We start from the raw sequence: 26,573 nt of genomic DNA, 5'->3' as shown, positions 1-26,573 counted from the left end.
GGAACCTTCAACCAGTGAGCAACAACGGTCCCCAGGTCGGTCTGATCATGGGCAGCGACTCCGACTGGCCGACGATGGAGGCCGCCGCCGAGGCGCTCGCCGAATTCGGTATCCGCTTCGAGGTCGGTGTCGTCTCCGCGCACCGCACCCCCCAGCGCATGCTCGACTACGCCCGCGAGGCGGCGGATCGCGGCTTGCAGGTGATCATCGCCGGCGCGGGCGGCGCCGCCCACCTCCCCGGCATGGTCGCCTCGGCCACCCCGCTGCCCGTCATCGGCGTCCCCGTCCCCCTGAAGTACCTCGACGGCATGGACTCCCTGCTCTCCATCGTCCAGATGCCCGCCGGCGTCCCCGTGGCCACCGTCTCCATCGGCGGCGCCCGCAACGCCGGCCTGCTCGCAGTCCGCATCCTCGCCGCCCACGACCCCACCCTGCGCACCCGCATGGAACAGTTCCAAGCCGGCCTCGAACAGATGGTCCTCGCCAAGGACGAAGCCCTGCGCACCAAGCTGCTCGGGTAGCCCGCAGGCCGGTTCGGAGCCTGATCCGGCACGAATAGGTCATCGGGCGGTGACTACGGTTGTCGCCGTGGCACACGATGATGCGGCGCAGTTTCGGCTCACGGTGGTGGATCAGGCGTTGCGGTTGTTCGCCGAGCGGGGGTATGAGGCGACGACGGTGGACGAGATCGCGGTGGCGGCGGGGATCTCGCGGCGGACGTTCTTCCGGCAGTTCCGGTCGAAGGAGGATGTGATCTTCGCTGATCACGAATTCCAGCTGGCGACCGCGGCGGAGTTTCTCGAGCAGGCGGTGGGGGATCCGTGGGATGCGGTGTGCGAGGCCGTGATCGGGGTGTTCGAGCGGTTCACCCAGTGGCGTGACATCGCCGCGCGGCGGTACCAGGTGGTGCGGCAGGTGCCCGCGTTGCGGGAGCGCGAGATCGTGACGGTGTTCCGGTACGAGCGGTTGTTCACCGAGTTCCTGCGGGGGCGGCTGCCGGAGGTGCCGGATCTGGTGCGGGTGCAGTTCACCGCCGCGGTGACGGCCACGCACAACTATCTGCTGCGCCGGATGGTGCGGGGCGAGCCGGCCGCCGCGGTGGGCGATCTGCGCACCGAGCTGGCCCTGATTCCGCGTGGCAGGCGGGCGGCCGCCGGCTCCGACGAGCTGGTGCTCGCGGTGTTTCCCCGCGACATGCCGCCGCGTCAGGTCGCGGACCTGCTCACCTCCCAGCTCGGTAATCTGTGAGCGCGCCCGCGCCGTAACAGCTCGTCGACGGCACTGAGTGCCACCGGTATATCCCCATGTAGTGCCAGAGTGCCGCGCGTATAATCCTCAGTGGACTGGCACTCGGTGCCGACGAAGACGCGCTGTTGACCACAGCGATCACCACCACGACCAGGAGTGTGCCCGATGGCGGGAAACCCGGACTTCAACCTGTTCCAGCTCGAGGACTTCCACGATGAGCTCCGCGGCGCCATCCGTGGTCTCGCCGAGAAGGAGATCGCTCCCTACGCCAAGGACGTCGACGGCAACGCCCGCTTCCCCGAGGAGGCGCTGACCGCCCTCAACGCCGCCGGCTTCAACGCCGTGCACGTGCCCGAGGCCTACGGCGGCCAGGGCGCCGACTCGGTCGCCACCTGTATCGTCATCGAGGAAGTCGCCCGCGTCTGCGGCTCGTCCTCGCTGATCCCGGCCGTGAACAAGCTCGGCACCATGGGCCTGATCCTCAACGGCTCCGAAGAGCTCAAGCAGAAGGTCCTCGGCGACCTGGTCAACGGCAAGATGGCCTCCTACGCGCTGTCCGAGCGCGAGGCCGGTTCCGACGCCGCCGCCATGCGCACCCGCGCCAAGGCCGACGGTGACGACTGGATCATCAACGGCTCCAAGTGCTGGATCACCAACGGCGGCAAGTCCGAGTGGTACACCGTGATGGCCGTGACCGACGCCGAGAAGGGCGCCAACGGCATCTCCTCGTTCATGGTCCACAAGGACGACGAGGGCTTCGTGGTCGGCCCGCTCGAGCACAAGCTGGGCATCAAGGGTTCGCCGACCGCCGAGCTGTACTTCGAGAACTGCCGCGTCCCCGGCGACCGCATCGTCGGCGAGCCCGGCACCGGTTTCAAGACCGCGCTGCAGACCCTCGACCACACCCGCCCGACCATCGGCGCGCAGGCCGTCGGCCTGGCCCAGGGCGCCCTCGACGCCGCGATCGCCTACACCAAGGACCGCAAGCAGTTCGGCAAGGCCATCGCCAGCTTCCAGAACACCGAGTTCATGCTGGCCGACATGGCGATGAAGATCGAGGCCGCCCGCCTGATGGTCTACACCTCGGCCGCGCGCGCCGAGCGTGGCGAGAAGAACCTCGGCTTCATCTCCGCCGCCGCCAAGTGCTTCGCCTCCGATGTGGCCATGGAGGTCACCACCAACGCCGTCCAGCTCTTCGGCGGCGCCGGCTACACCACCGACTTCCCGGTCGAGCGCATGATGCGCGACGCCAAGATCACCCAGATCTACGAGGGCACCAACCAGATCCAGCGTCTGGTGATGGCCCGTCAGATCCTGCGCTGAACTCGCGCGCGAAACGTGCGAAAACCGAACGCCCCGTGATGATCGGCGTCACGGGGCGTTCGCGCGCTCGGTGGTAAACGTATGGTGGAACGATGACTGTCGACGTACCTGGCACACGCCCGAGGGTCGCGGTCGACGCGCCGGATCATGACGAGGCCCTGGTCGCGATCGCCGCGGTGTTCGAGGGTCTCGAGGCCGCGCTCGCGGCGAAGGACGCGGATGCCTTCGACCGTGTCTTCACCGACGACGTGGTCTTCGTCAACCCGGCGGGCTCGGTCTATCTGGGCTGGGACGCGCTGCACGCCTACCACCTGGCCGCGCTGCGCGACGCTCCCGCCGCCGAAGCGCGCTACACGATCCTCACCGCGCGTCTGCTCGCCGGTGGGCACGCGATCGTCACCGTCGAGCAGACGTTGCGCACCCTGAAATTCTCGGTAACCAACCGTGGGACATGGGTTTTCACCCGCCGCGATGACCGCTGGTGGGTCAGCTCGGTACACAACACCAACGTCGCGGGCAGTGCCGGGTAGCCGAACTCTCCGGCGCCACCCGCACCCGGGCGGTCCCGATCCGGCGAATCCACGGCAGGCCCGCGGCAAGTCGGTGACAGCCGCCGCGGGGCAGCGGTGTCAGGGCCTCGCTCAGGCGACCAGGTCGGCGTATTCGCGATGTTCGGCGATGTACTTTTCGACGTACCAGCAGGTGGGCACGACCTGGTAGCCGTTGGCGCGGGAGTCGTCGAGGCCGAAGGCGACCACGTCGGCGGCGACGCCGCGGCCGCGGAACTCGGGGAAGGTCATGGTGTGGTGGAAATCGCGGACCTTGCTGTCCTCGCGCTCGGCGTAGTCGGCGTAGCCCGCGAGGACGTCGTCGTGGTAGATCTCATAGCGGGTGTCGGCGACATTGTGTTCGAGCCTGGTGGTCATACCGGATGCTAACCCGCGGCCGGGGCCGGTTGTTCCTACAGCACGGCGCCGGGGTTGAGGATGCCGGTGGGGTCCAGGGCGTTCTTGATGCGGCGGGTCAGGTCCATCACCTCGGGACCGAGCTGGTCGGGCAGCCAGTCCTTCTTGAGCCGGCCGACGCCGTGTTCGCCGGTGATGGTGCCGCCGAGGGCGATGGCGAGGTCCATGATCTCGCCGAAGGCGCGGTGCGCGCGGGCGGTGTTGTCGGGGTCGGTGGGGTCGTGCACGATCAGCGGGTGGGTGTTGCCGTCACCGGCGTGCGCGATCACCGAGACCAGCACGTCGTTGCGTTCGGCGATGACGGTGACGCCGGTGATCAGGTCACCGAGGCGCGGCAGTGGGACGCCCACGTCCTCGAGCAGCAGCGGGCCGATGCGCTCGACCGCCGGGATCGCGAATCGCCGTGCGGCGGTGAAGGCTTCGCCCTCCTCGGGATCGGCGGTGCTGAACACCTCGCTCGCCCCGGCCTTCTCGCACAGTGTCACCATCACCTGCGCCTCGTGCCCGGCGAATTCGCCCGGCGCGTCCGAGCGCGCGACGAGCAGCGCGGCCGCGGTGCGGTCCAGGCCCATCCGCATCTCGTCCTCGACGGCGTTGATGGCGACGGTGTCCATGAATTCGAGCATGGCGGGGCGCAGCGTCGAGGTGATGGCCAGGATGGCGTCGGTGGCGGCGGTGAGCGAGCCGAAACTCGCGACGACCGTCGACTGCGGCGGCTGGGCGGGCAGCAGGCGCAGGGTGAGTTCGGTGATCACGCCGAGGGTGCCCTCGCTGCCGACGAACAGTTTCGTCAATGACAGGCCCGCCGAGTCCTTCAGCCGCGGCCCGCCGAGCCGGACCACCGTCCCGTCGGCCAGCACCACCTCCATACCGAGCACGTAGTCGGTGGTGACGCCGTATTTCACACAGCACAGCCCGCCGGCGTTGGTAGCCGCGTTGCCGCCGATCGAGCACATCTCGAACGAGGACGGATCCGGCGGGTACCATAGCCCCTCGGCCGCCACGGCCCGCTTCACCTCGGCATTGAGCAGTCCCGGCTGCGCCACGGCGGTCCGCGTCACCGGGTCGACGCTGATCTCGCGCATCAGCTCGGTGCTGAGCACGATCCCGCCGTCCACCGCGGTCGCCCCACCGGAGAGCCCGGAGCCCGCCCCGCGCGGCACCACCGGCACCCGGTGTGCGTGCGCCCAGCGCAGCGTGGCGGCCACGTCGGCGGTCCCGCGTGCGCGCACCACCGCCCGGGGCGTTCCCGCGCCGGGATCGCGGGCCCAGTCCTGCCGGTAGCCCGCCAGCACATCCGGGTCGATCACGACCGCACCGGGGGAGAGGGAATCGACCAGCGCATCGAGGTTCGCGTCCACCCCTCAACGCTAACCGCCTCGACCGCCATCGGTCAGCTGATCACGAGCGAACGTCGAGAGGCCGCCACCACCGCGTGGTGATCATGTGACCAGGTAGTTGGAATGTTGGTGTGTGCCTTGCCAGGGGATTCTGTGCATTGTTGTGATTCGGCGCGCCTGGGTGGTGTATACGCCGTCCGAGCGGTCACAATGGTCGGGCGGGTGTTTTTCGGGTTTCGCGTTCTGCTCCACGGTGCGCCTTTCGCGCATTGGTCATGCGGTGTTGTTGTGCCGCACCACTTTTCGCAGGGAGGACCGGATGATGCAGGGACCGCAGGACCGAAGTGAGCTCGTCGGCGCCCTGTTGGCCGCGGAGTTCGCCGACGCGGGAGTCGAGATCGACGCGATGCGCCGGATCCGCGCCGGCGACCACGCCGAATGGCTGTCCGCGCTGGAGGCGACCGGGTTGTTCAGCATCGCCGCGCTGACGGATATCTCGGCGGTCTGGGCGCGCGAGCCGCACCTGCTCCGGGACGCACTCCTGGCCGAGGCCGACGAATTCACCTGTCGCCGCTGCCTGGCCGCGTGGTCGGCGCTCGACGCACCCCCGGCGACGGCGGTCGCGGGCGGCTAGCGAGGCGGTCGCGGCGTTTGCCGGCTGCTCACCTCGACGTCACCTGCCGCTGGCAGGGTGGCCGGGTGGAGCAGTTCATGGATTCGGCACCGGACCGGTTCACCCGCTGGTGCGAGGCCGTGGTCGCGTTGCTGCCGTGGGGCTTGGACCGGTATCTGCCCGCCACGTTCCTCGGCTTCGCGCTGATCAACACCTTCACCTTCGGGGTGGATCTGGTGCTGCTCACGGTGTTGCACAGCGTAGCCGGGCTGCCGGTGTGGCTGTCGATCACGGTGGCCTATGTGGTGGCGTTCGGCTTGAGTTTCGTGCTCAACCGCTTCTTCAATTTCCATTCGCACGCCCCGGTGGGCAGGCAGGCCGCGATCTACGCGGTGGTGGTGCTGGTGAACTACCTGGCGTTCATCCTCGGCGTCGGCTCGGGGCTCACCGCGCTCGGGCTGGAGTATCATCTGGCGCGGCTGGTCGCCGGCGCCTGTGAGGGCGTGTACATGTACTGCGCGCTGCGCTGGATCGTGTTCCGCCGCAGTCCGGTAGCGGCCCGCTGAACGCCTCAGCCGCGCAGTACCTCGGTGTGATCGCCGTCGACCAGGACGACATCGGTGTCGGTGAGCGCCCAGTGTTCGGTCCCGTCGGCCCGGTAGCGCGCCAGCAGTTTCGCCGATTCGCCGTCGGGGTCGGTGGGGGAGTCCAGGTGCACCACCAGGGGACGGTCCACCAGGCCGAGTCCGTCCCACTGCGGGGCGTTTCCGGTGGCGGGCAGTACCTCGCCGGGGTCGTCCATGGTCTCCAGCCCGTGCAGGTCGGGTCCGAGCAGGCAGGCGCCCGCGCTGTAGCCCGCGTAGACCAGCGCGTCCTCGCCGAGCAGCGCGGGCAGCACGGAATCGGCTCCGCTGCGGGCGAATTGGGCCCGCAGCACGAAGGTGTTGCCGCCGCGCACCCAGACGAGCGGGTAGCCGCGCAGTACGCGTTCCAGCCGCGCGGGCTGACCCGCGTAGTCGCGCAGGTCCAGCACTTCCGGCGAATAGCCCAGCGCCTGTAGGGGTTTCAGGTCACTGGTGACCGCCGACGACCACGCGGCGGGCCAGGCGTCGCAGGCGTTCGGGATCACCGCGACCCGGCCCGGTGTCCCGACCAGCCCGGCCAGGCGGTCGGCGAAACCGCCGAATCGGTAGGAGGCCAGGAACAATCGCATCAGATCGTGAACGCGAGATTGCGCACCAGCCGTTCGCCGAGCGCGGTATCGCCCTCGACGACCACCTGACCGTCGTGTTTGTCCACGGTCGTCCGCCCGCCGCGTAACCGAGCGAACAAGCCGGAATCCAGCCGGATCACCGCGGTGGGTTCGCCCTCCGCCGCGTCGAGTACCGCGCCGCGCCCGCCGACCACGGCGAGGTGTACCTGCCTGGTCACCGGGCCGGTGAGGTCCAGGGTGATCCGTGCGCCCTCCGGCGCCTTGGCACCCTTCACCAGTGCCCGGCCCAGGCCGAGGGTGAGCTCGGCGAACGCCTCCTCGGCCCGGTCACCGCCCTCGGGCACGATGCGCCCGATGCCGTCGGCGAGGTCGAGTTCGTGCATCCAGCAGTCGAACAGCCGCACCCGCATGAACCGGCCGTAGGCGACCTGCCCGACCGGCGACACCGTCGGTTCGGCCCACGCGGCGTCGTCGAGGGCGACCAGCGCGGCGCGCCGCTGCTCGGTCACCTCGTCGAAGAGCGCGAGCAGACGCTTGCCCGAGAGCGGGCGCAGCCGGTCGACCCAGATCTCGTTGAGCACGGCCACCTCGTTGCGCACATGCGGCAGCGTGCGCACATCGGTCTTGGGGCGCAGCGGATCGTGCGGCGGCGGGGTCTGCCCGAGCAGCCACGACTCGGTGCCGACCATGTGCGCGACCACGTCGAAGATCGTCCAGCCGGGCAGCGGCGACGGTCGGCGCCAGGCCTTCTCGTCGAGGTCGGCGACCAGGGCGGCGATGGCCTCCCACTGCTGGGCGAGCAGATCGGTGAGGTGTTCGCGATCGGGCGTGCGCTCGGTCATTCCTGTACTCCTTCGACGTCACGGGCTGGGGGGTTCGCCGAGTCGAGGGCGGTGAGCCCGGCCCGGATGGCGGCGGCGGTCGACTGCGGTTCGTGCGGTCGGCGCAGCAGGAAGCCCTTGGCGAAACGGAGTTTGTCGCCGTGGCGGCGCGGCACCACGTGCAGGTGGACGTGGCCGACGGTCTGGAAGGCGGCGGTGCCGTCGTTGAGGACGAGGTTGGCGCCGTCGCTGGCCAGTCCGCCGCGGCGCAGGGCGCGGGCGAGGCGATGGCCGGTGCGGAAGAGATCGGCGCCGGTGTCGGGGTCGAGATCGTCGAGCTCGGTGGCGTGGCGCTTGGGCACGATCAGGGTGTGGCCGCGGGTGATGGGGCGGATGTCGAGGAACGCGCAGACCGCGTCGTCCTCGTAGACCTTGGTCGCCGGTGCGGTCCCCGCGACGATCCGGCAGAAGACGCAGTCGTTCACGTCCTCGACCCTACGGTGTGACGTGGGTCGCGCAACAGCCCAGACGGTGCGCGAGCATGACGCGCGTCACGTCCGGTGACCGGGTCGTGGGCGGGGAGCTGGCCGGACCTACTGTGTCTAATTCTGGTCTTTTGTCCAGTTATTCGCTGTGACGGACATCTCCGCTAGGCTCACCGCGAGCCGAGTACAGTTGCGAGGATTTCAGCTGACCCTACTCGTAGGTAACATTCGGCTGTTCCGTTGTTCCCAGGCTCGAAGCCAGCACGAAAAGGAAGTCTGACTAGTGGAGACAACGCACAACGTGGGCGAGGACTCGCCGCGCGGAGCGCGTGTCGGAGTCGTTCGCGAGTCCGGCGCGGGCGAGCGACGAGTCGCATTGGTTCCCAAGATCATCCCGACCCTGTCCAAGCAGGGTGTCGAGGTGGTCGTGGAAGCCGGTGCCGGCCTCGGCGCGCTCATCCCCGACGCGGCCTATGTAGAGGCGGGCGCGACCATCGGTGACCCCTGGTCGGCCGAGGTCGTGGTCAAGGTCGCCCCGCCCAGCGATGCCGAGGTGGGCAAGCTGTCCTCCGGGCAGACGCTGATCGGGTTCCTCGCACCGCGCAACGCCGACAACCAGATCGGCGCGCTGCAGGCCGCGGGCGTGCAGGCCTTCGCCGTGGAGGCGATCCCGCGCATCTCGCGCGCCCAGGTGATGGACGCGCTGTCCTCGCAGGCCAACGTGGCCGGCTACAAGGCCGTGCTGCTCGCCGCTTCCGAGTCCACCCGCTTCTTCCCGATGCTGACCACCGCCGCGGGCACCGTGAAGCCGGCCACCGTGCTGGTGCTCGGTGTCGGTGTCGCCGGTCTGCAGGCACTGGCCACGGCCAAGCGTCTCGGCGGTCGCACCACCGGTTACGACGTGCGTCCCGAGGTCGCCGACCAGGTGCGCTCGGTCGGTGCCCAGTGGCTCGATCTGGGGATCGACGCCGCCGGTGAGGGTGGGTACGCCCGCGAGCTCACCGACGACGAGAAGGCCCAGCAGCAGCAGGCACTCGAAGACGCCATCAAGGGTTTCGACGTGGTGATCACCACCGCGCTGGTGCCGGGTCGTCCCGCGCCGCGCCTGGTCACCGCCGCCGCCGTCGAGGGCATGAAGCCCGGCAGCGTGATCGTCGATCTGGCCGGGGAGACCGGCGGCAACTGCGAACTCACCGAGCCCGGCGAGATCGTGGTCAAGCACGAGGTGACCATCGCCTCGCCGCTGAACCTGCCCGCCACCATGCCCGAGCACGCCAGCGAGCTGTACTCCAAGAACATCGCGGCGCTGCTGGAACTGATGCTGGTCGACGGCAAGCTCGCGCCCGATTTCGACGATCAGGTGCTCGCGGACTCCTGTGTCACTCGTGAGGTGGAAGCCTGATGTACACCGAACTTCTCGCGAACATCGCGATTCTCGTGCTGTCCGGCTTCGTCGGATTCGCCGTCATCTCCAAGGTCCCCAACACCCTGCACACTCCGCTGATGTCGGGCACCAACGCCATCCACGGCATCGTCGTGCTCGGCGCGCTGGTGACGCTGGGCAATGTCAAGGACCCGTCGCTGCTGGTGCAGGTGATCCTGTTCGTCGCCGTGGTGTTCGGAACCCTGAACGTCATCGGTGGCTTCGTGGTCACCGACCGCATGCTCGGCATGTTCAAGGGTAAGAAGAAGGCGGCCGAGTGATGCACGCAGTCGACAATATGACCTACCTGGTCAACGGCCTCTACATCGTGGCCTTCTCCATGTTCATCTACGGCCTGATGGGCCTGACCGGCCCGAAGACCGCTGTGCGCGGCAACCAGATCGCCGCGGTCGGCATGGGTATCGCCGTGATCGCCACGCTGATCTCGGTGCGGCACGCGGACATGATCAACTGGATCCTGATCGGCGCCGGTCTGGTCGTCGGTGTGGCACTGGGTGTTCCGCCCGCCGTGCGCACCAAGATGACCGAGATGCCGCAGCTGGTCGCCGCGTTCAACGGTGTCGGTGGTGGCACGGTCGCGCTCATCGCGTGGGCCGAGTTCATCGACAGCACCGGCTTCTCCCAGCTGCACGACGAGCCGAACATCCACATCATCATCGGCTCGCTGTTCGCCGCGGTGATCGGTTCGGTGTCGTTCTGGGGCTCGATCATCGCCTTCGCCAAGTTGCAGGAGATCCTGTCCGGTAAGCCGATCGGTATCGGCAAGCTGCAGCAGCCGCTGAACCTGCTGCTGCTCGTCGGCGCGATCGTGTGCGCCGTGGTGATCGGCCTCGGCGCCGACAACGGTGGCGTCTCGCAGCTGTGGATGATCGGCCTGCTGGTCCTGGCCGGCATTCTCGGCCTGATGGTCGTGCTGCCGATCGGCGGCGCGGACATGCCGGTCGTCATCTCGCTGCTCAACGCGCTGACCGGGCTGTCGGCCGCGGCCGCGGGCCTGGCGCTGAACAACACCGCGATGATCGTCGCGGGCATGATCGTCGGCGCGTCCGGCACCATCCTCACCAACCTGATGGCCAAGGCCATGAACCGCTCCATCCCGGCCATCGTCGCCGGTGGTTTCGGTGGCGGCGGCGGTGCGGCCGCGAGCGGCGGTGGCGAGGCCAAGTCGGCCAAGGCCACCTCGGCCGCCGATGCCGCGATCCAGATGGCCTACGCCAACCAGGTCATCGTGGTTCCCGGCTACGGTATGGCCGTCGCCCAGGCCCAGCACGCGGTCAAGGAGATGGCCTCGCTGCTCGAGGGCAAGGGTGTCGAGGTCAAGTACGCGATCCACCCGGTCGCCGGCCGCATGCCCGGTCACATGAACGTGCTGCTGGCCGAGGCCGAGGTCTCCTATGACGCCATGAAGGAAATGGACGACATCAACGGCGAGTTCAACCGCACCGACGTGGTGCTGGTGATCGGCGCCAACGACGTCACCAATCCCGCGGCGCGCGAAGACAAGTCGAGCCCGATCTACGGTATGCCGGTGCTCAATGTCGACCAGGCCAAGAGTGTCATCGTGCTCAAGCGCTCGATGAACTCCGGCTTCGCCGGCATCGACAACCCGCTGTTCTACGCCGACCACACCTCCATGCTGTTCGGCGATGCCAAGAAGTCCGTCGGTGCGGTCACCGAGGAACTCAAGGCGCTGTAAGACAGCCGAATACCGGCAGAAGATGCCCCGCCGTTCAGTGAACGGCGGGGCATCTTCTGCTCAGTCGGTCACCGGGATGTTCGGGTCGGCGGTCCAGGTTCGGACCGGGATCTCGGTCAGCAACTCGGCGAGGTCGTGGTCCGTGGTCGGGAGCTGTTCGTCGTCGGCCTCGTCGAGCTGGTCGTGGACCAGGTGTTCGTAGGCGGCGAGGCCGGTCTGGATCTCGGGAGCTTCGCGGTAGTCGTGCCTCGCGCGCTCGAGGAATTCCTTCGCGTCGTGCCAGTCGTGCTGGCCGTAGGAATCGGGGTAGCGCTGGGACGGGTCAGTGGGTGGGGAGGAGCCGGCCGGACCGGTGACCGTGCCGACCGCGTACGAACCATCGCGACTGCGCGCGGCGAAATACCGGGCGATCAGCTCGGTGGTGCGATCGTGGACAACCTCGTCGATGCCACCGTTGCCGTCGTGGGATCCCTTGATACCGAAGGTGATCGGACGATAGGTGTCGTCCTGTCGGCGCAGCACGACCGCCGTGACGTCGATACCGCGCAAGCTGATACCGGTGAGCAGACAGTTGCTGTCGACAGATCCCATCACCCGATCCGTTTCTGTGCTGGCGAAAACGCGTGTGGCTCAGCGCTTGTTCGCGACCACGCTACCGCAGGCGAAACACGATCACCCCGTTGACCGGAAGTCCGGTCGACGGGGTGATCTGTCCGCGTGGCCCGGATCCTCGGCAGGCCGCAGGCGGCGGTTACTTCTTGAAACGCTCGGCGAGCAGGTCGAGGGTCGCCATGGCCTGGCGGTAGTCCGGGCGCTTGGACGCCGCGGGCAGCTCGTAGAGCTGGCCCTTCTGGAAGGCGGGGAGCATGGCCAGGGCCGGATCCTGCTTCAGCTGGGCGATGTCACGGCCACCGTCGAGCTTGATCACGAACAGGATCGGGGCGTCGACGACGGTGCTGAGCAGCTCGGGGCTGAAGGTCACCCAGTCGCCTGCCTCGGCCTTGGTGGGGTTGCCCGCCTTGGCTTCGATCTTGTCGTCGATGGTGAAGCCGACACCGGCCAGCAGCGAGGCCAGCGGGGTGTTGGGGGCCAGCAGGATGGGCTTGTTGTCCGACTGGGACTGCATCACGGCCACCGCGCCCTCGGGCAGCTTCACACTGGCCTTCACCTCGGCGACCCGGTCGTTGTAGGCGGTGATCATGGGCTCGACCTTGTCGGCGCGGTTGACGAAGTCGGCCACCGCCTTCAGCTGGTCCTGCCAGTTGGCGAGGTTCGACGCCACCAGTGCGGTGGGGGCGACCGCGGCGAGCTTGTCGTAGTTCTTGATGGTCTGCTGGCCGGGCCAGCCGGGTCCGCCGCCGATGATCAGGTCGGGCTGCTGGGAGGCGATGAACTCCAGGTTCAGGTCGTCGCCGGAGGGCACCGCGACGGTGCCCTGCTCCTCGGCGTCCGCGGCCCAGGCGGCGGGGAACTCACCGGGCTCGAGGGTGACGCCCAGAATGCGCGGATCCGCGGCCTTCACCTTGGCGTCCAGGTCGAACAGGTACCCGGCGAGAGCGCCGTTGAGGACCACGATGCGCTGCGGGTCCGAGGGCACGGTGACCTGACCCTTGGCGGTTTCCACCTGGCGGGTGCCGGAATCGGTGGGCTCGTCGGAAGTGGAGCTGCTGCAGCCCACTGCCGTCGCGGTCACCGCGACGATCAGGAGTGCGACGGCGGCACGCATGCGTGCCGTCATTCGGTGCGCTGACATGGGAGTTGTTTCCTTCTTTCTATCCAGGTGGAAAGTTCAGGCGCGGATCGCGGGATCCGCATCGATGAGCGCGGCGACCTCGATCCAGCCGGTCGGCATCGCGATCTCGTTGTGGGTGTAGGGCAGTCGCCGGATCACCAGCTGCGCGCCCGCGGCCTGCCAGCCGGTGAGCTGGGCGTGCACGCGCTCGGGTTCGAGGCCGTTGTCGGCGCAGTACAGCGCCATCGGGCCGCTGTAGCGGGGGGACTCGGACTTGGTGACCATGCGCAGCAGCTCGGTCGCGGCATGGACCACCACCGCCGCCAATTCGGCCGGGTACTCGCCGATTTCGGGCACGAGCGCCTCCATGCCGGAAGGGTCGGCCAGGGTCGCGGCGGCCCGCTCGGTCAGGTTCGACAGCGGGTGCGAGTCGAGCAGACCCACATAGGCCACCTGCTCACCCTCGGTCTCCAGGATGGCGGCCATCGCGTGGGCGATATTGCCGCCGAGTGAATAGCCGAGCAGATGGTAGGGGCCCTGCGGCTGGATGCGGCGGACGGCATCGAGGTAGAAGCGGGCCAGATCGTCGAGCGTTGGCGTCTGCTTGGCCGGCTCGGTGAGCTGGGGCATCTGCAGGCCGATGACCGGGCGGTCGGCGCGCAGCAGCCGGGCCAGCGGCGCGTATTTCCATGCGGTGCCGCCGATCTGGTGGATGCAGAACAGCGGTGGCACCGATCCTTCGGCGCGCAGTTCCAGCACCGGGTTCAGGCGGCTGCCCAAGCTGGCGAGGCCGTCGACCGGTGGTTGCGCGCTGGGGTCGACCGCGCCGATCCGCGCGGCGAGTGCGCGCGGGGTCGGTGCGGAGAAGACGTCGTCGAGCACGGCGGGCAGCTCGGCGCGGGTCAACCGGCCGACCAGCCGGACCGCGAGCAGTGAGTGTCCGCCCTGGTCGAAGAAGTCGTCGTCGGCGCCGATCTCGTCGATCGAGAGCACGGCGGCCATGGCCTGGCGGATCGTGTCGAGCAGGCCGGGATCGGCCGGGGCGGCGGGTGTCCGGACGGGGGCCGCCGCGGGCCGGACGGATTCCGGGGCGGGCAGTTCCTGGCGGGCGATCTTCTCCGTCGCGGTGCGCGGAATGTGCTCCAGCACCAGGAACGCGGCGGGAATCATATACGCGGGCAAGGCCGTTCGCAGCTGCTCGCGCACCGCGCCGGTATCGAGCACGGCACCGGACCTGGCGATGAGGTAGGCGACCAGGCGCTGATCGCCCGGTGTGTCCTCGCGCAACAGCACCACCGCCTGGGCCACGCCGGCGCAGGCGAGCAGGGCCGTTTCGATATCGCCGAGTTCGATGCGCTGGCCGCGCAGCTTGACCTGGCTGTCGGTGCGGCCGACGTACTCGAGCTCGCCCTGGGGGTTCAGTTTCACCAGATCGCCGGTGCGGTACATCCTTTCGCCCGTCCCGAACGGGTCGGCGACGAAGGCGGCGGCACTCAGATCCGGACGGGCCAGGTAGCCGCGAGCCAGGCGGACACCGGTCATGTAGAGCTCGCCGATGGTGCCCTCGGGGACCGGCCGCAGCTGGTCGTCGAGAATGTGGACGGCATCGGCGGGTGCGCCGACCGGGACCGACGCGGTGTCGGCGTCGACGGTCTCGTGGAAGGTGAAGCCGATCGCGGCTTCGGTGGGGCCGTAGAAGTTGTACACAGCCGTACCGGTGAGCGCGCGCATGCGCTGCGCCGTCGCGGGCGGCAGCACCTCGCCGCCGGTGAGGACACAGCGCAGGTCGGTGCAGCCGGACAGGTCGGCCTCTTCGGCGAGCACGGTGAGCATGGATGTCGTCATCCACATGGCGGTCACCCGCTCGGTACTCATGAGCTGTGCCTGGTAGTACGGATCACGATGTCCGCCGGGCTTGGTCAGCACGATCCGGGCGCCGACGTGCAGCGGCAGGAACATCTCCATGAGCGAGGCGTCGAAGATCGGCGGGGTGCGATACAGCATGGTGTCGCCCGGACCGAAACGGCGCTCGCGGTGTAGCCATTCGAAGGTGGAGATGATCGCGGCGTGCGACAGGCTCACGCCCTTGGGTACCCCGGTCGAGCCCGAAGTGAACAGCAGGCAGGCGGTATTGGCGGGGCGCAGCGGCGCGATCCGGTCGGCATCGGTGAGCGATGTATCGGCGAACCCGCTGGTGTCGGCCTCGCCGAGCGAGTGCAGAACCAGTGTGGGCGCGGCGGTGTCGAGGATCTTCTCGATGCGCTGTGCGGGCTGTTCCGGATCGATCGGCAGGTACACGCCACCGGCACGGCAGACGGCGTGCGCGGTGACGACCGAGTCGATGGAGCGCGGCATGGCCACGGCCACCACGGTTTCGGGGCCGACACCGTGCGAGACGAGCCAGCGGGCCAGTCGATTCGCCCGGGACTCGAACTCCCCGAAGTCGATGGTGACGCCCTCGGCCGTGATGGCGGGGGACGACGGGTCGACGGGGGTGCCCCAGACGGCGAGGGTGTCGCCCTGCGGGTCCGGCTGATCGGTGCTGGGCCGAGCTCTGGCGGTCGCGGCATCCGGTGCGGTCGCGGTAGCTGGTGCGATGACGGCAGTCGTGTTCGCATCAGTCGGTGCGGTGACGGTGGTCGCGGGCGGGGTGAGCGGCGCCAGGAACTGCGCGGGCGCAGGGGGTTCGGGGGTGGTGAGTGCGTTCAGGATCGTGTTGATGCGGTCGGCGATCTGGGGGAGGGTGGTGTCGGGGACGGCGGCGCGGTCGTACCAGATGACCAGGGTGAGGTGGTCGCCCGGTGGGGCGATCAGGGTCAGCGGGTAGTGGGTGTTGCCGTGGTTGTGGAAATCGCCGCGGCGCAGGTCGTGCGATTCCGGTTGTCCGGCACCGGCGTTCGGAAAGTTCTCGAAGGCGACCAGGGTGTCGAAGAGGGTGCCGATGCCGGCGATCCGTTCGATCTCCGCCAGTCCGGCGTAGTCGAATTCCTGCATGGCGAACTGGTTTTCCTGCAGTTCGGCCAGCTGCTCGAGCAGTGCGCGATCGGGGTCGAAGGCGCAGCGCACGGGCACGGTGTTGGCGAACAGGCCGACCATGCCCGCCACGCCGGGCAGTTCGGCCGGCCTGCCGGAGACGGTCGCGCCGAAGACGACATCGCTGCGTTCGGTGAGTGCGGCGAGCACCAGCGCCCAGGTGCCCTGGACCAGGGTGTTCAATGTCAGGCCGCGACGGCGGCCGAGCTCGGTCAGCGCGGTCGACAGCGCGGCGGACAGCGGAACCTGCCACTGCTGGAATTCGCGTTCGAGGCCGGTGTCGGCGCCTACCAGCGTCGGCTCGGCGAGGCCGGCCAGTCGCTGCGACCAGGCGGCGCGCACGGTCGCGCGGTCACGGGTGCCGATCCAGGCCAGGTAGTCGCTGTAGGAGGCGGGGGAGGGCAGGTCGTCGCCGTGATAGGCGGCCAGTACCTCACGCAGCACGATCGGGGTCGACCAGCCGTCGATCACCAGGTGATGGGTGTTGAGCACCAGCCGGTGCGCGGCACCGGGCATACGGATCAGGGTGGCGCGCAACATCGGTGAGCGGTCCACCGCGAACCGGTGCCGGGTCGCTTCGGTTTCCAGCCGGTCGGCCGCGGCCTGCGCGGTGTGCAGTGGCAGCCGGGACAGGTCGACCTCGCGCCACGGCATACCGACCGCGCGGGGGACGGCCTGCACCGGCTGATCCAGACCTTCGTAGTGGAAGGCGGCGGCCATCGTGGGATGACGGCCGACCACGGAGTCGAAGGCCGCCGACAACCGCGCACCGTCCAGCGGCCCGTGCAGGTCGACGCGGGCGCTCAGGGCGTACACGTCCTCGGCGCCGTCGCGAATCGCGTGGAACAGCAGCCCTTCCTGCAAGGGCGAGAGCGGCAGCAGCTCGGCCAGCGGGCCGTGCGTGGTCTCCAGCGCGTCGATGGTCTGCTGGTCGACGGTGAGTCCGGGGGCGTCCGACGGGGTGAGCCCGCCGGGGAACAGCATCGCGTGCGCGGCGAACGCCTCCAGGGCGAGTGCGAAGTGCCGCTGGATCGCCGCGACCTGGTCCGCGTCCAGGATCAGCCCGGCCGCTGTCCATTCCACGGCCAAGCGGGCGGCGCCGGCCTCGCCGGGTTCGTGCACGAAGACATTGAGCGCGAGAACCTCGGTGAGTGCCTTGCCTGCGGGTTCGGTCACGGCGAACGCGTCGTGTTCGGGCAGGCTCCAGCCCGCCGCGCCGCCACCGCCGAAGCGGCCGAGGTAGTTGAGCAGCACCTCGGGTGCGCGTCGTCCGGTGAATCGCGGCGCGGTCTCCGGATCGAGCCTGCGCAGCACGCCGTATCCCACGCCATTACCGGGAACAGCCCGCTTGGCTTCCTTGACCGCGCGCAACAGCCGGCCGGCTGCCGCGCCGCCCGCCAGTGCCTCGGCGATCCCGTCCGGGTTGTCGACGCCGGTCGCGGGCGCCCACACCGGGAACTCACTGGTGAACCAGCCGATGGTGCCGGCGAAATCGGTGTCGGCGCGCAGTGCTTCGCGGCCGTGTCCCTCGACGGTGACGGGCCTGCCGGACTCGAGCGCTTCGCCGCGTTCGTGCCGCCAGGCATTGAGCGCGAGCACGAGGGCGGCGAGCAGCACGTCGTCGGTCTTGGCCCGATAGGCCGCCGGGAGGGTGGTCAGCAGCGCTTCGGAAATCTCCGGAGCGGCGAAAGTCCTGGTCTGTACGGCACTCTCGACAAGATCCACCGCGTGGTCGAGTGCTCGTTCGCCCAATGTGGCGACGGTGTCGTCACCGAGCGCGCGCTCCCAGTGCGCCAGGTCGCGACGGTGTTCGCCCGCGGTGCCTGCCTCGGAGAGCAGGGTGGCGTAGCGCCGCCACGAACTGCCCTTCGCCGACATCCGCGCCGGACGGTCGTCGCGCGCGGCGGTGCACGCCTCGTACAGCTCGGGTACCAGGATGCGCCACGAAACCCCGTCCACCACCAGGTGATTGGCGACCAGTACCAGCCGATCGGCAGTGCCCGGCGCCGTGCGCACCAGCGCGGCGCGAATTTCGACACCGGCCGCCGGGTCCAATTCCGCCGCCAGCTCGGCCGCGACCGACTCGATCGATCCGCCGCGTCGCGAAACCGGTGACAGACCCTCTCGAAGCGATGCTGATACGACACCGGTTGCGTCGGCCTGCCCGGCGTCTGGAGCGCCGGTCGAATCCGTTGTGGCACTGCTGGTATGAGCTTCGGCGGACTGTGCGCCGGGACGATCAGGCGCGACGGTGCCCGCGCCGGAATCGAGGTCACGGCTCGAATCCGGCTCGTAGACCAGCTCGCGAACCAGATCGGCGGCGCGCACCGTACCGACACCGGCGATTTCCAGCCGGTCCGAGCCGTCGAGGATCAGGCGCAGGGCGTCGTGGCGGTCGAGCAGGGTTTGCAGGCCGGTGGTCAGGTTGTCGAGGGTGAGGTCCTCGTGCAGGGTCAGGGCGGTCCACTGGGCGTAGCCGGCCACGGCGGTGCGGCTCGGGTTCGCCGCGAGGAGGGCGGCCACCATGGGGGTGAGTGGGACCTCGCCGGTCGCCTCGTCCGCGACGGGGGCCTCGGCCTGCTGGTCGGTGACCAGGGCAGCTGCGGCGATGGCGGCGAGATCCCGTTGGGCCAGTAGCGTTTTCGGCTGGACTTCCCAGCCGAGTGCGCGCAGGCGGCTGCTCACGCCGATCGCGGTGATGCTGTCGCCGCCGAGTCCGAAGAAGTCGTCGGTGGCGCTGACCTGCGCGATGCCGAGCACGTCGGCGACCACGCCGCACAGTGCCCGTTCCTGCTCGGTGCGCGGCGGCCGTCCGGTCGAGACCAGCTGGGGCGCGGGTAGTGCCGCGCGGTCGAGTTTGCCGTTCACGGTGGTCGGCAGGGCGTCGAGCACCACCAGCGCCGAGGGCACCAGGTGGTCGGGTACCAGGGTGGTGAGCCGGTGGCGCAGCTGATCGGCGTCGAGTACCTGGCCCGCCTCGGGGACCAGATAGCCCACCAATCGCGTGCTGTCGCCGGACTTGCGGATGGTGGCGGCCGCGGCGGCCACACCGGGCAGCACGCCGAGCGAGGCTTCGACCTCGCCCAGTTCCACGCGATAGCCGCGCACCTTGATCTGCTGGTCGGCGCGCCCCAGGTAGTCGTAGCCGTGGCCGGGCAGCCAGCGGGCCCGGTCGCCGGTGCGATACATGCGCTCACCCTCGGCGAACGGGTCGGCGACGAACCGCTCCGCCGTCACCGCGACGCGGCCAAGATAGCCGCGCGCCAATTGTGGCCCGGCCAAATACAATTCGCCGATCTCGCCGTCGGGGACGAGTTGCAGGGCGCCGTCGAGCAGGTAGGCGCGGGTGCCGTCGAGCGGACCGCCGACATGCGGCAACGCGCCGGTCACCGGGGCACTGAGAGCGTCGACGGTGGCCTCCGTCGGACCGTACATATTGCGCGCGGCCACCCCCGAGGCGACGATGGCCGACCACAGCGCGGGCGGGGTCGCCTCACCGCCGAGCAGCAACAGCCCGGGACGGTGCGCCGCGCCGAGCAGCCCGTTGTCGATCAGCGCGGTCGCCATCGACGGGGTGGTGTCGACGACATCGATGCGATCGGCGGCGAACGCGGCGATCTGCGCGGCCGCGTCCTTCTGGATCTCGGTGTCGTACAGGTGGACCCGGTGCCCACACCACAGCCACAGCAGTTGGTCCAGCGCCGCGTCGAAGGCGAAGGAATAGGTGTGCGCGACGTGCAACTGCCCGCCGCCCGCGCGTTCGGCGGTGTCGGCGTAAACCGTCGACCGATGGTGGTGCAGCAGCTGGGCCATCGCACCACAGGAAATCTGCACACCCTTGGGCTTGCCGGTGGATCCCGAGGTGTAGACGACATAGGCCAGATGCGCGGGCAGACGCGGCGCGGCGAGTTCGGCGGTGGTGAGCGGGCCGTCGGCAAGTCCCGCCACCGCTTCGCGAATCACGCTGTCGGAGAGGCGAACCAGGGTTGCGCTGCGATGGGCGGCCGCAGTGGTCGGGTTCGCCGGGTGCGAGCGATCGACCGGCGCGTTGTCAGCGTTCGAGTGCGGTGATTCGGGGCGACCGGGCGACGCTGTGTCGCCGGCGTTCGAGTGCAGCGTGGTGGCGGTATCGGGCGATGTCGAGTCCGTCGCGTCGCCGGCGTTCGAGTGCGGCGAGTCGGGACGATCGGCGAAGACCGTTGTCGCGACCGTGTCGTCGGTGAGGATCAGCACCGGGGCGGCGTCGTCGATGATGTCGGCGAGGCGCTGGGCGGGGTGGCCGATGTCGAGGATGAGGTAGGCGGCGCCGGCGTGGCGCACTGCGAGCAGGGCGACGACCAGGTCGACGGTGCGCGGGAGGGCGATGCCGACGATGTCCTCGGGGCCGACGCCGCGGCCGCGCAGGTATCGGGCCAGCCGGTGGGCGCGGGCGGCCAGGTCGGCGGCGGTGAGCCGGTGGGCGCCGTCGACGAGCGCGATGTCGTCGGGTCGGGCCGCGACCATGCTGTCGAAGACCTCGACCGCGTCCACCGGCTGACCGGGCAGCGCTGCACCGGCGCGCTCGGCGGCGATACTCGCGCCGATCTCGTCGCGGTACACCGTGATCGCGCCGATCGGCTGGTCCGCCGCGTCGACCAATTCGGTGATCAAGGTGACCAGCGCGTCCATCCGCCTGCGCGCGGTGGCGGCGTCGAGCGAGCGGGCGTCGACCTCGAAGCCGAGCTGGATGCGGTCCTCCGACAGCGGGGTCACGGTCAGGCCGAGATCCTCCGGCGGGCCACCCGCGACATTGCGCAGCGTGCCGCTGGCGCCGTCGAAATCGAGGGCGAAGTCGAAGGCCTTGAGGTTGATGCCGATGCCGTGCAGCAGCGCGCCGGTCTGTGCGCCGCCGAATTCGCGGGCCAGGTCCTCGCCGCGGAATCGCTGGTGGGCGCGCATCTCCCGCAGCGCGTCGGCGACGCGCTTGCCGAGGTCGCCGAGGCGGTCCTGGCTGGAGACCGACACCCGCAACGGCAGCACGTTGACCGCCATGGATGGGGTGGTGAGCGCGGTCTTGCCGACCCTCGCCATCACCGGCAGCGCGATGACCACATCGGTCTCGCCGAGCAGCCGGTGCACAAATCCCACATACCCGGCGACGAGCACATCGGCCCAGGTGATGCCCGCCGCGGTGGCCGCGGTCTTGATCCGATCCACCAGTTCGGCGTCGAGGACGGCGCGGGCCATGTACGTCTGCTCGACCACGCCCTCGGGTGCGGTGCCGCGACCGTCCAGCGGCGGCAGCGGGGTGAGCCGGTCGCGCCAGTAGTCGCGGTCGTGCTGATGTGCCTGGCTCGCACGGTATTCCAGGTCCTCGGCCACGAGTGTCTCGATCGAGCCCCACCGCAGGCGGGGCACGTCACCGCCGCGACGCAGTGCGGTGTAGTGGGCGGCGACGCGGCGCGAGACCATGGCCGCGCTGTAGCCGTCGATGATCAGGTGGTGGTAGAGCTGGATGCACCACACTTCGGTGTCGGTGAGGCGCAGCAGGGTGTAGGTGTAGAGCTGGCGGTCGACCATGGCCCGGCAGTAGGTGGCCGAGCGTTCGCGTTCGGCGGCGACCAGGCGGTGCGCGGCGGCGACCGGGTCGGTCTCGCCGCGCAGGTCGACCAGCGGGCGCAGCTCGGGTTCGAGCTCGGTGATCCGCTGACGCGGGCCGTCGGGAGTCTCGGCGAATCGCAAGCGCATGGTGTCGGTTTCGACGATGGTGCGGCGGATCGCGGTGTCCAGCAGTGCGACATCGATGGGATCGGGTCCGGCGATCTCGAGTACTTCGCCGACCATGTAGCTGAGCGATTCGGGGTCGAGGCGCTGGGCGTTCCAGATGCCCAGTTGTGCTCCGGTGAGCGGTAATCCGGGATGCTCGGCGCTTACGTCGTCCCGTTCCACCGGTCCCACAGCAACTCCTTCATCAACGTTCGCACCCCCTCCCGCGTGCCGCCGGCCTCGTGGCGAGACCGGCAGAACGGGGCGGGGGTAGGTTAGCCTAAGTTCTCTTGGAATAGCAGATTGTGGCCCGCGTCACCGGCCGGAGTCGGCGGTGGCGCGGGCCTCGGTCGGTCAGGCGTCGGCTTCGACCCGAGCCGGGTCCAGCTGACGCAGCAGATCCGCGGTCCCGGTGACCGCGCCGCAGCGCCGGGCGACGTAGTTCAGCGCCATCACGTGCTCCTCGCGGCTGAAATCCGCGGTCGCGTCGTGGACCAGGAACGGGCGCACATCACCCATGAACGCCTCGGCGGCACTGAGCATGCAGCCCATATGGGTGTAGACGCCGGTCACCAGGAGCTGATCGCGCTGGTAGTAGCCGAGCAGCTCGCGCAGGTCGGTGCGCTGGAACGCCGAGTAGCGCCACTTGGTGACCTGGATGTCCTGCGGCTCGGGCGCGAGGGCGTTGATGACCTGGGTGTCGGCACCCTCGGCCATCCCGCTGCCCCAGAAATCGGCGAGAATGCCGCGCCGGGACGGATGCTGGTTGCCGGGCTGCATCGTGTAGATCACCGGGATGTCGAGCTCGTGGCAGCGGTCGCGCAGCCGGGCGATGTTGGCGATCAGGGTGCGGGCGGGATCGCGATTCAGGTCGTAGGCGTCGAGGAAGTACTGCTGCATGTCGTGGATCAGCAGTGCGCAGCGCCCGGGTTCGGCGGTCCAGTCGACCTGGGCCGGGGTGAACTCGTCGGCGCCGGGCATCGGATAGGGCGCGATCGGGGGGATAGCCATGTCGGTCTCTCGTTCGGTGGAAAGCCGGCTCAGCCGACGGTGACGGGCAGATCCGCGATACCGAGCGGACCGAGGATGCGCTGGAATTTGCCGGTGGTCTCGGCCAGTTCGGCCGCCGGATCGGAGGCGGCGACGATCCCGCCGCCCGCATGCGCGAGCAGCGCGGTGCCGTCGGCGGACAGTTCGGCGCAGCGGATGCTCACCATCCACTCGCCGTTGCCGTCGGCGTCGCACCAGCCGACCGCGCCCGCGTAGAACCCGCGTTCACCTTCGAGTTCGGCGATCAGCCGCGCCGCCGCGGCGGTCGGGGTGCCGCAGATCGCGGGGGTGGGATGCAGCGCCACCGCGAGTTCCAGGGCCGACGGCCCGGCCAGCGGGACGGTCGCCGAGATCGGGGTGCCGAGGTGCCACATGGCCGGTGTCATGGTGAGTTCCGGTGCGGGCGTGTCGACTTCGGCGCACCGGTCGCTCAGCACGGCGGCGACCTGATCGACGACGTAGCGGTGTTCGGCCTGGTCCTTGGCCGAGGTGAGCAGGGCGTCGGCGGCGGCACGGTCGGCCACGGCGTCGTCGAGGATGCGCCGCGCCGAGCCGGCCAGCGGATGGCTCAGCACCTCGTTGCCGGTGCGGCGCACCAGGATCTCCGGGCTGGAGCCGACCAGATGACGGCCGGGATATCGGCCACCGGCGGCGGAGAGGTCGACCAGGAAGCCGTTGGAGAGGGGATCGGATTCGACCATCAGGTCCAGGATGTCGAGCGCGCGCACCGGCGTCGGCGAGACGGCCCGCAGCGCCCTGGCCAGTACGACTTTACGAACCGGATGCGCGGGGTTGCCGAGCAGTCCGACGGCCGTGGCGACGCGGCGCTGGTGTTCCTCCGGGGCGGGCACCGCCTCATCGATCTCGAACCGGGGCCGCGCGACCGGCCGGGGCAGGTGCGGGGTGTCGGTGACGGTCACCGAGTCCGGCGCCCACAGCGCGGTCGGCGCGCCGGGGGTGAACGGCAGTGCGCCGACGATGTGGCTGATCCGCCCACTGCGCAGTGCGGTCACCGCGTCGTGCGCCGAACGGAAGATCGTCCCGCCCGCGGACGCGGACACGGTCCGCTGCGGTCGGGACAGTACGAAAGCGGGGTCTGAACTGTCGGTACTGATGGTGATCACCCTTTCGGTCACATATCTAGCGTTGCGCCACCGTCGACCCGCAGGTCGTGCATGGTGATGTGGCGGGCGCCGTCGGACGCCAGGAAGTGGACGGCCGCGGCGATGTCGGCGGGATCGGCGATGCGGCGCAAGGGGATGCCGAGCCGGTAGGCGGCGGGATCACCGTCGAGCAGCGCGGTCTCGGCGGCATCGTCGAGCGGGGTGCCGCCGAACATGTCGCGCAGCATGGCTGTGTCGGTGGAACCGGGGGACACCAGGTTCACCCGCACGCCCAGCGGAGCCACCTGCAGGGCGAGGGATTTGGTGAACGCGACGGCGGCGGCCTTGGCGGCGCCGTAGGCGGCCATGCCGACGCGGGGGGTGGCCGCGGCGTTGGAGGAGACCACGACGATCGATCCGCGTCCGGCGGCGGCCATCTCGGTGGCGGCGCGCTGGGTCACCAGCATGGTTCCGGTGGCGTTCACGGTGAGACAGCGGGTCCAGGCCGCCGCGTCGAGGTCGAGGGGGGCGCCGCCGGTCATGACGCCGGCGGCGTGGACGAGCACCTCGACGGTGCCGTGTTCGGCGGTGAGGCGGTCGAAGGCGGCGCGCACGGCAGCGGGGTCGGTGATGTCGACGGTGACTCCGTGCACGGCGGCGCCCAGCCTGGAAACCGTTGCGGCACCGGCCCTTCCGGCGCCGAGACGGGACGTGTCATCATCGAGTGTGGCGGCGATTGCGGCGGCGGTCTCGTGCACCGCCGGGTCCAGGTCCCAGAGTGAGACCACGCGGTCCTCGGCAGCGAATCGCGCGGCGATCGCGGCTCCGATGCCCCCGGCCGCGCCGGTGACGACGACGATCCGTCCGCAGGAATCACTATTAACCATGAGGTTAGCCTAACCTGAACATGCGGTCGGTTGGTTAGCTTCCCTCAGAACCTCCGACGGCGACACCGCCATGCCCGCTGGAAAGAGGTGCTCGACCTTGTCCGAACCCGTACTCCCCGGGTCCACCCCGTGGCCCGCTGACCTGGCATTGCGCTACCGGAGCGAGAACCTCTGGAGCGGTGAGACATTCGGGGAGGTCCTCGCCGCGCGCGCCGCCGCCACGCCGGATCGGATCGCGGTGCTCGACACCGGCAACCGCTGGACCTACGCCGAACTCCACCACCGCGCGCGTTCGCTCGCCACCGGTCTGGCCCGCCGCGGGATCACCCGTGGTGACCGGGTCCTGGTGCAGCTGCCCAACCGGGCCGAGTTCGTCGAGGTGATCTTCGCGCTGTTCGAACTCGGCGCGCTGCCGGTGTTCTGCCTGCCCGCGCACCGCGCCGCCGAGCTGGTCCCGATCGCCCGGGCCGCCACGGCGACCGCGATGATCACCAGCGCGACCCACCAGCGCTTCGACTATGCCGCGCTGGCGGAATCGGTGCGCGCCGAGGTGCCCGGCCTGCGGCACATCCTGCTCGTCCTCGACGAGGGACAGACCGCGCCGGACGGCGCCGAGGACATCGCCGGTTACCGTGACGAGCCGAGCGAGCTGCCCGGCCCGAACGCTGGTGACGTCGCGTTCCTGCAGCTGTCCGGCGGCAGCACCGGCATCCCGAAGCTCATCGCCCGCACCCACGACGACTACCTCTACAGCGTGCGCCGCAGCGCCGAGATCTGCGAACTCGGCAGCGACACGGTCTATCTCGCCACCCTGCCGGTGGCCCACAACTTCCCGATGAGCTCACCGGGCATCCTCGGCGCGCTGTGGGCCGGTGGCGCGGTGGCGATGACGCCCGATCCCACACCGGCGACGGCCTTCCCGCTGATCGAGCGCTTCGGCGTCACCATCACCGGTCTGGTGCCGCCGCTGGCCCGGCTGTGGACCGAGCGCGCCGAAGCGGGCGAGACACCCGATCTGTCCAGCCTGCGGGTGCTCCAGGTGGGTGGCGCGCGCTGCCAGGACGAGCTGGCCCGCCGGATCGGGCCCGCGCTCGGGGTCACCCTGCAGCAGGTGTTCGGGATGGCCGAGGGCCTGGTCTGCTACACCCGCCTCGACGATCCGATCGATGTGGTCGTCGGCACGCAGGGCAGGCCGATGTCGGAGTTCGACCAGATCGCGGTCGTCGACGACAACGGCGCCGAGGTGGCGCCGGGCGCGCAGGGCAATCTGATCACCCAGGGCCCGTACACGATTCGCGGCTACTACGACAATCCCGAGGCCGATGCCCGCAGCTTCACCGCCGAGGGCTGGTACCGCACCGGCGATATCGTCTCGGTACGGCCCGACGGCAACCTGGTGGTCGCCGGCCGGGCCGGTGACTGGGTCAATCGCGGCGGGGAGAAGGTGTCGGCCGAGGAACTCGAGGCACATCTGCTCGAGCACCCCGATGTCCGCGACGCCGTCATCGTCGGCACCCCCGATCCCGTTCTGGGCCAGCGCATCTGTGCGTTCGTCCAGCCCGCCGATCCGGAGAAGCGGCCCACCCTGATGGCGGTGCGTTCGTTCGTGCGTGGTCGCGGCGTCGCGGCCTGGAAGATGCCGGACGCGGTGGTCGTGGTCGAACAGTTCCCCGAGACCGGCGTCGGCAAGACCAGCCGCAAGGAACTGCGGCAGCTGCTCGCCGACGGCGCGCACGGGAACTGAACCGGCCGGGGGGGGGGGGCGGGCCCCCCCCCCCCCCCCCCGGGGCCCCAGGACGATGCAGAGACCCCCGCAGGGGTGGACCCCGGGCGGGGGGGAATCAAATTTCGGCTGAGCCGCCGCGCGCCCCGGGA

Annotated in this window: 21 protein-coding genes; 10 read left to right on the top strand and 11 right to left on the bottom strand. The window is 69.8% G+C overall.

The features are described from left to right. Positions 1–14: 14 nt before the first annotated feature. The 4 genes from purE to ACFXK0_RS18865 all read left to right on the top strand — a co-directional run bounded on the left by purE (position 15) and on the right by ACFXK0_RS18865 (position 3,101). Positions 15–521: a 5-(carboxyamino)imidazole ribonucleotide mutase gene (purE, locus tag ACFXK0_RS18880; RefSeq protein ID WP_379411733.1), complete on the top strand. Its 507-nt coding sequence runs from the start codon at positions 15–17 to the stop codon at positions 519–521. 67 nt (positions 522–588) lie between these two features. Next, positions 589–1,248 carry a TetR family transcriptional regulator gene (locus tag ACFXK0_RS18875; protein WP_379411732.1) on the top strand — a complete coding sequence of 220 codons (660 nt, stop codon included), beginning with the start codon at positions 589–591 and terminating at the stop codon, positions 1,246–1,248. Positions 1,249–1,413: 165 nt separating this feature from the next. Next, the gene (locus ACFXK0_RS18870; RefSeq protein ID WP_379411731.1) at positions 1,414–2,571 is read left to right on the top strand and encodes an acyl-CoA dehydrogenase; all 1,158 of its coding nucleotides are present in this window, start codon (positions 1,414–1,416) and stop codon (positions 2,569–2,571) included. A gap of 92 nt (positions 2,572–2,663) precedes the next feature. Then, on the top strand, positions 2,664–3,101 hold the full coding sequence (locus tag ACFXK0_RS18865) for a YybH family protein (RefSeq protein WP_379411729.1): 438 nt from the start codon (positions 2,664–2,666) through the stop codon (positions 3,099–3,101). Positions 3,102–3,212: 111 nt separating this feature from the next. On the opposite strand, the gene ACFXK0_RS18860 is transcribed toward ACFXK0_RS18865, so the two are convergent. Next, positions 3,213–3,497 carry a GNAT family N-acetyltransferase gene (locus ACFXK0_RS18860; RefSeq protein WP_379411728.1) on the bottom strand — a complete coding sequence of 95 codons (285 nt, stop codon included), beginning with the start codon at positions 3,495–3,497 and terminating at the stop codon, positions 3,213–3,215. A 35-nt stretch (positions 3,498–3,532) separates the two neighbouring features. Beyond that, a complete protein-coding gene (locus ACFXK0_RS18855; protein WP_379411726.1) occupies positions 3,533–4,897 on the bottom strand; it encodes an FAD-binding oxidoreductase in 1,365 nt (454 codons plus the stop codon). 298 nt (positions 4,898–5,195) lie between these two features. Between ACFXK0_RS18855 and ACFXK0_RS18850 the strand changes: the two genes are divergently transcribed. Next, a complete protein-coding gene (locus tag ACFXK0_RS18850) occupies positions 5,196–5,510 on the top strand; it encodes a hypothetical protein (protein WP_379411725.1) in 315 nt (104 codons plus the stop codon). A 77-nt stretch (positions 5,511–5,587) separates the two neighbouring features. Next, a complete protein-coding gene (locus ACFXK0_RS18845) occupies positions 5,588–6,055 on the top strand; it encodes a GtrA family protein (protein ID WP_379411723.1) in 468 nt (155 codons plus the stop codon). Positions 6,056–6,060: 5 nt separating this feature from the next. Here ACFXK0_RS18845 and ACFXK0_RS18840 read toward each other — a convergent pair whose 3' ends face one another. From ACFXK0_RS18840 to ACFXK0_RS18830, 3 genes are read right to left on the bottom strand one after another with little or no spacing between them, the layout of a single operon-like run. Then, positions 6,061–6,702, bottom strand: a complete 642-nt coding sequence (locus tag ACFXK0_RS18840; RefSeq protein WP_379411722.1) for a Type 1 glutamine amidotransferase-like domain-containing protein — start codon at positions 6,700–6,702, stop codon at positions 6,061–6,063. Further along, on the bottom strand, positions 6,702–7,544 hold the full coding sequence (locus ACFXK0_RS18835) for a maleylpyruvate isomerase family mycothiol-dependent enzyme (protein ID WP_379411720.1): 843 nt from the start codon (positions 7,542–7,544) through the stop codon (positions 6,702–6,704). Before ACFXK0_RS18835 ends, ACFXK0_RS18840 begins: the two co-directional genes overlap by 1 nt. Further along, entirely contained in the window at positions 7,541–8,008 is a 468-nt protein-coding gene (locus tag ACFXK0_RS18830) for an HIT family protein (RefSeq protein WP_379411718.1), read from the bottom strand. Before ACFXK0_RS18830 ends, ACFXK0_RS18835 begins: the two co-directional genes overlap by 4 nt. Before the next feature lie 283 nt (positions 8,009–8,291). On the opposite strand from ACFXK0_RS18830, the gene ACFXK0_RS18825 reads away from it, so the two are divergent. Genes ACFXK0_RS18825 through ACFXK0_RS18815 form a run of 3 tightly spaced genes read left to right on the top strand, consistent with a single transcriptional unit; the run spans position 8,292 to position 11,148 of the window. Then, positions 8,292–9,410 carry a Re/Si-specific NAD(P)(+) transhydrogenase subunit alpha gene (locus tag ACFXK0_RS18825; RefSeq protein WP_379411717.1) on the top strand — a complete coding sequence of 373 codons (1,119 nt, stop codon included), beginning with the start codon at positions 8,292–8,294 and terminating at the stop codon, positions 9,408–9,410. Next, positions 9,410–9,712, top strand: a complete 303-nt coding sequence (locus ACFXK0_RS18820) for an NAD(P) transhydrogenase subunit alpha (protein ID WP_056818017.1) — start codon at positions 9,410–9,412, stop codon at positions 9,710–9,712. The genes ACFXK0_RS18825 and ACFXK0_RS18820 overlap by 1 nt, the downstream gene beginning before the upstream one ends. A gap of 17 nt (positions 9,713–9,729) precedes the next feature. Then, a complete protein-coding gene (locus tag ACFXK0_RS18815; RefSeq protein ID WP_379411837.1) occupies positions 9,730–11,148 on the top strand; it encodes an NAD(P)(+) transhydrogenase (Re/Si-specific) subunit beta in 1,419 nt (472 codons plus the stop codon). A gap of 60 nt (positions 11,149–11,208) precedes the next feature. Here ACFXK0_RS18815 and ACFXK0_RS18810 read toward each other — a convergent pair whose 3' ends face one another. The 6 genes from ACFXK0_RS18810 to ACFXK0_RS18785 form a co-directional block, all read right to left on the bottom strand. Next, entirely contained in the window at positions 11,209–11,739 is a 531-nt protein-coding gene (locus ACFXK0_RS18810) for a hypothetical protein (RefSeq protein WP_379411715.1), read from the bottom strand. A gap of 160 nt (positions 11,740–11,899) precedes the next feature. Further along, the gene (locus ACFXK0_RS18805; protein ID WP_379411714.1) at positions 11,900–12,901 is read right to left on the bottom strand and encodes an ABC transporter substrate-binding protein; all 1,002 of its coding nucleotides are present in this window, start codon (positions 12,899–12,901) and stop codon (positions 11,900–11,902) included. A gap of 36 nt (positions 12,902–12,937) precedes the next feature. Continuing rightward, on the bottom strand, positions 12,938–21,841 hold the full coding sequence (locus ACFXK0_RS18800) for an amino acid adenylation domain-containing protein (protein WP_379411712.1): 8,904 nt from the start codon (positions 21,839–21,841) through the stop codon (positions 12,938–12,940). 171 nt (positions 21,842–22,012) lie between these two features. After that, complete coding sequence (locus tag ACFXK0_RS18795) at positions 22,013–22,669, bottom strand: isochorismatase family protein (RefSeq protein ID WP_379411710.1); 657 nt, start codon at positions 22,667–22,669, stop codon at positions 22,013–22,015. A gap of 29 nt (positions 22,670–22,698) precedes the next feature. After that, positions 22,699–23,769 carry an isochorismate synthase MenF gene (locus ACFXK0_RS18790; protein WP_379411708.1) on the bottom strand — a complete coding sequence of 357 codons (1,071 nt, stop codon included), beginning with the start codon at positions 23,767–23,769 and terminating at the stop codon, positions 22,699–22,701. A 71-nt stretch (positions 23,770–23,840) separates the two neighbouring features. Then, positions 23,841–24,698, bottom strand: coding sequence for an SDR family oxidoreductase (locus ACFXK0_RS18785; RefSeq protein WP_379411707.1), 858 nt, complete (start codon positions 24,696–24,698; stop codon positions 23,841–23,843). Between the two features lie 97 nt (positions 24,699–24,795). Between ACFXK0_RS18785 and ACFXK0_RS18780 the strand changes: the two genes are divergently transcribed. After that, positions 24,796–26,442: a (2,3-dihydroxybenzoyl)adenylate synthase gene (locus ACFXK0_RS18780; RefSeq protein ID WP_379411705.1), complete on the top strand. Its 1,647-nt coding sequence runs from the start codon at positions 24,796–24,798 to the stop codon at positions 26,440–26,442. The last annotated feature ends 131 nt before the right edge of the window (positions 26,443–26,573 follow it).

The sequence above is a fragment of the Nocardia sp. NPDC059177 genome, from assembly GCF_042755165.1.
Lineage (GTDB): Bacteria > Actinomycetota > Actinomycetes > Mycobacteriales > Mycobacteriaceae > Nocardia.
Note: the sequence above shows the minus strand (reverse complement) of the source record. Positions and strands in the feature narration are given on the sequence as shown.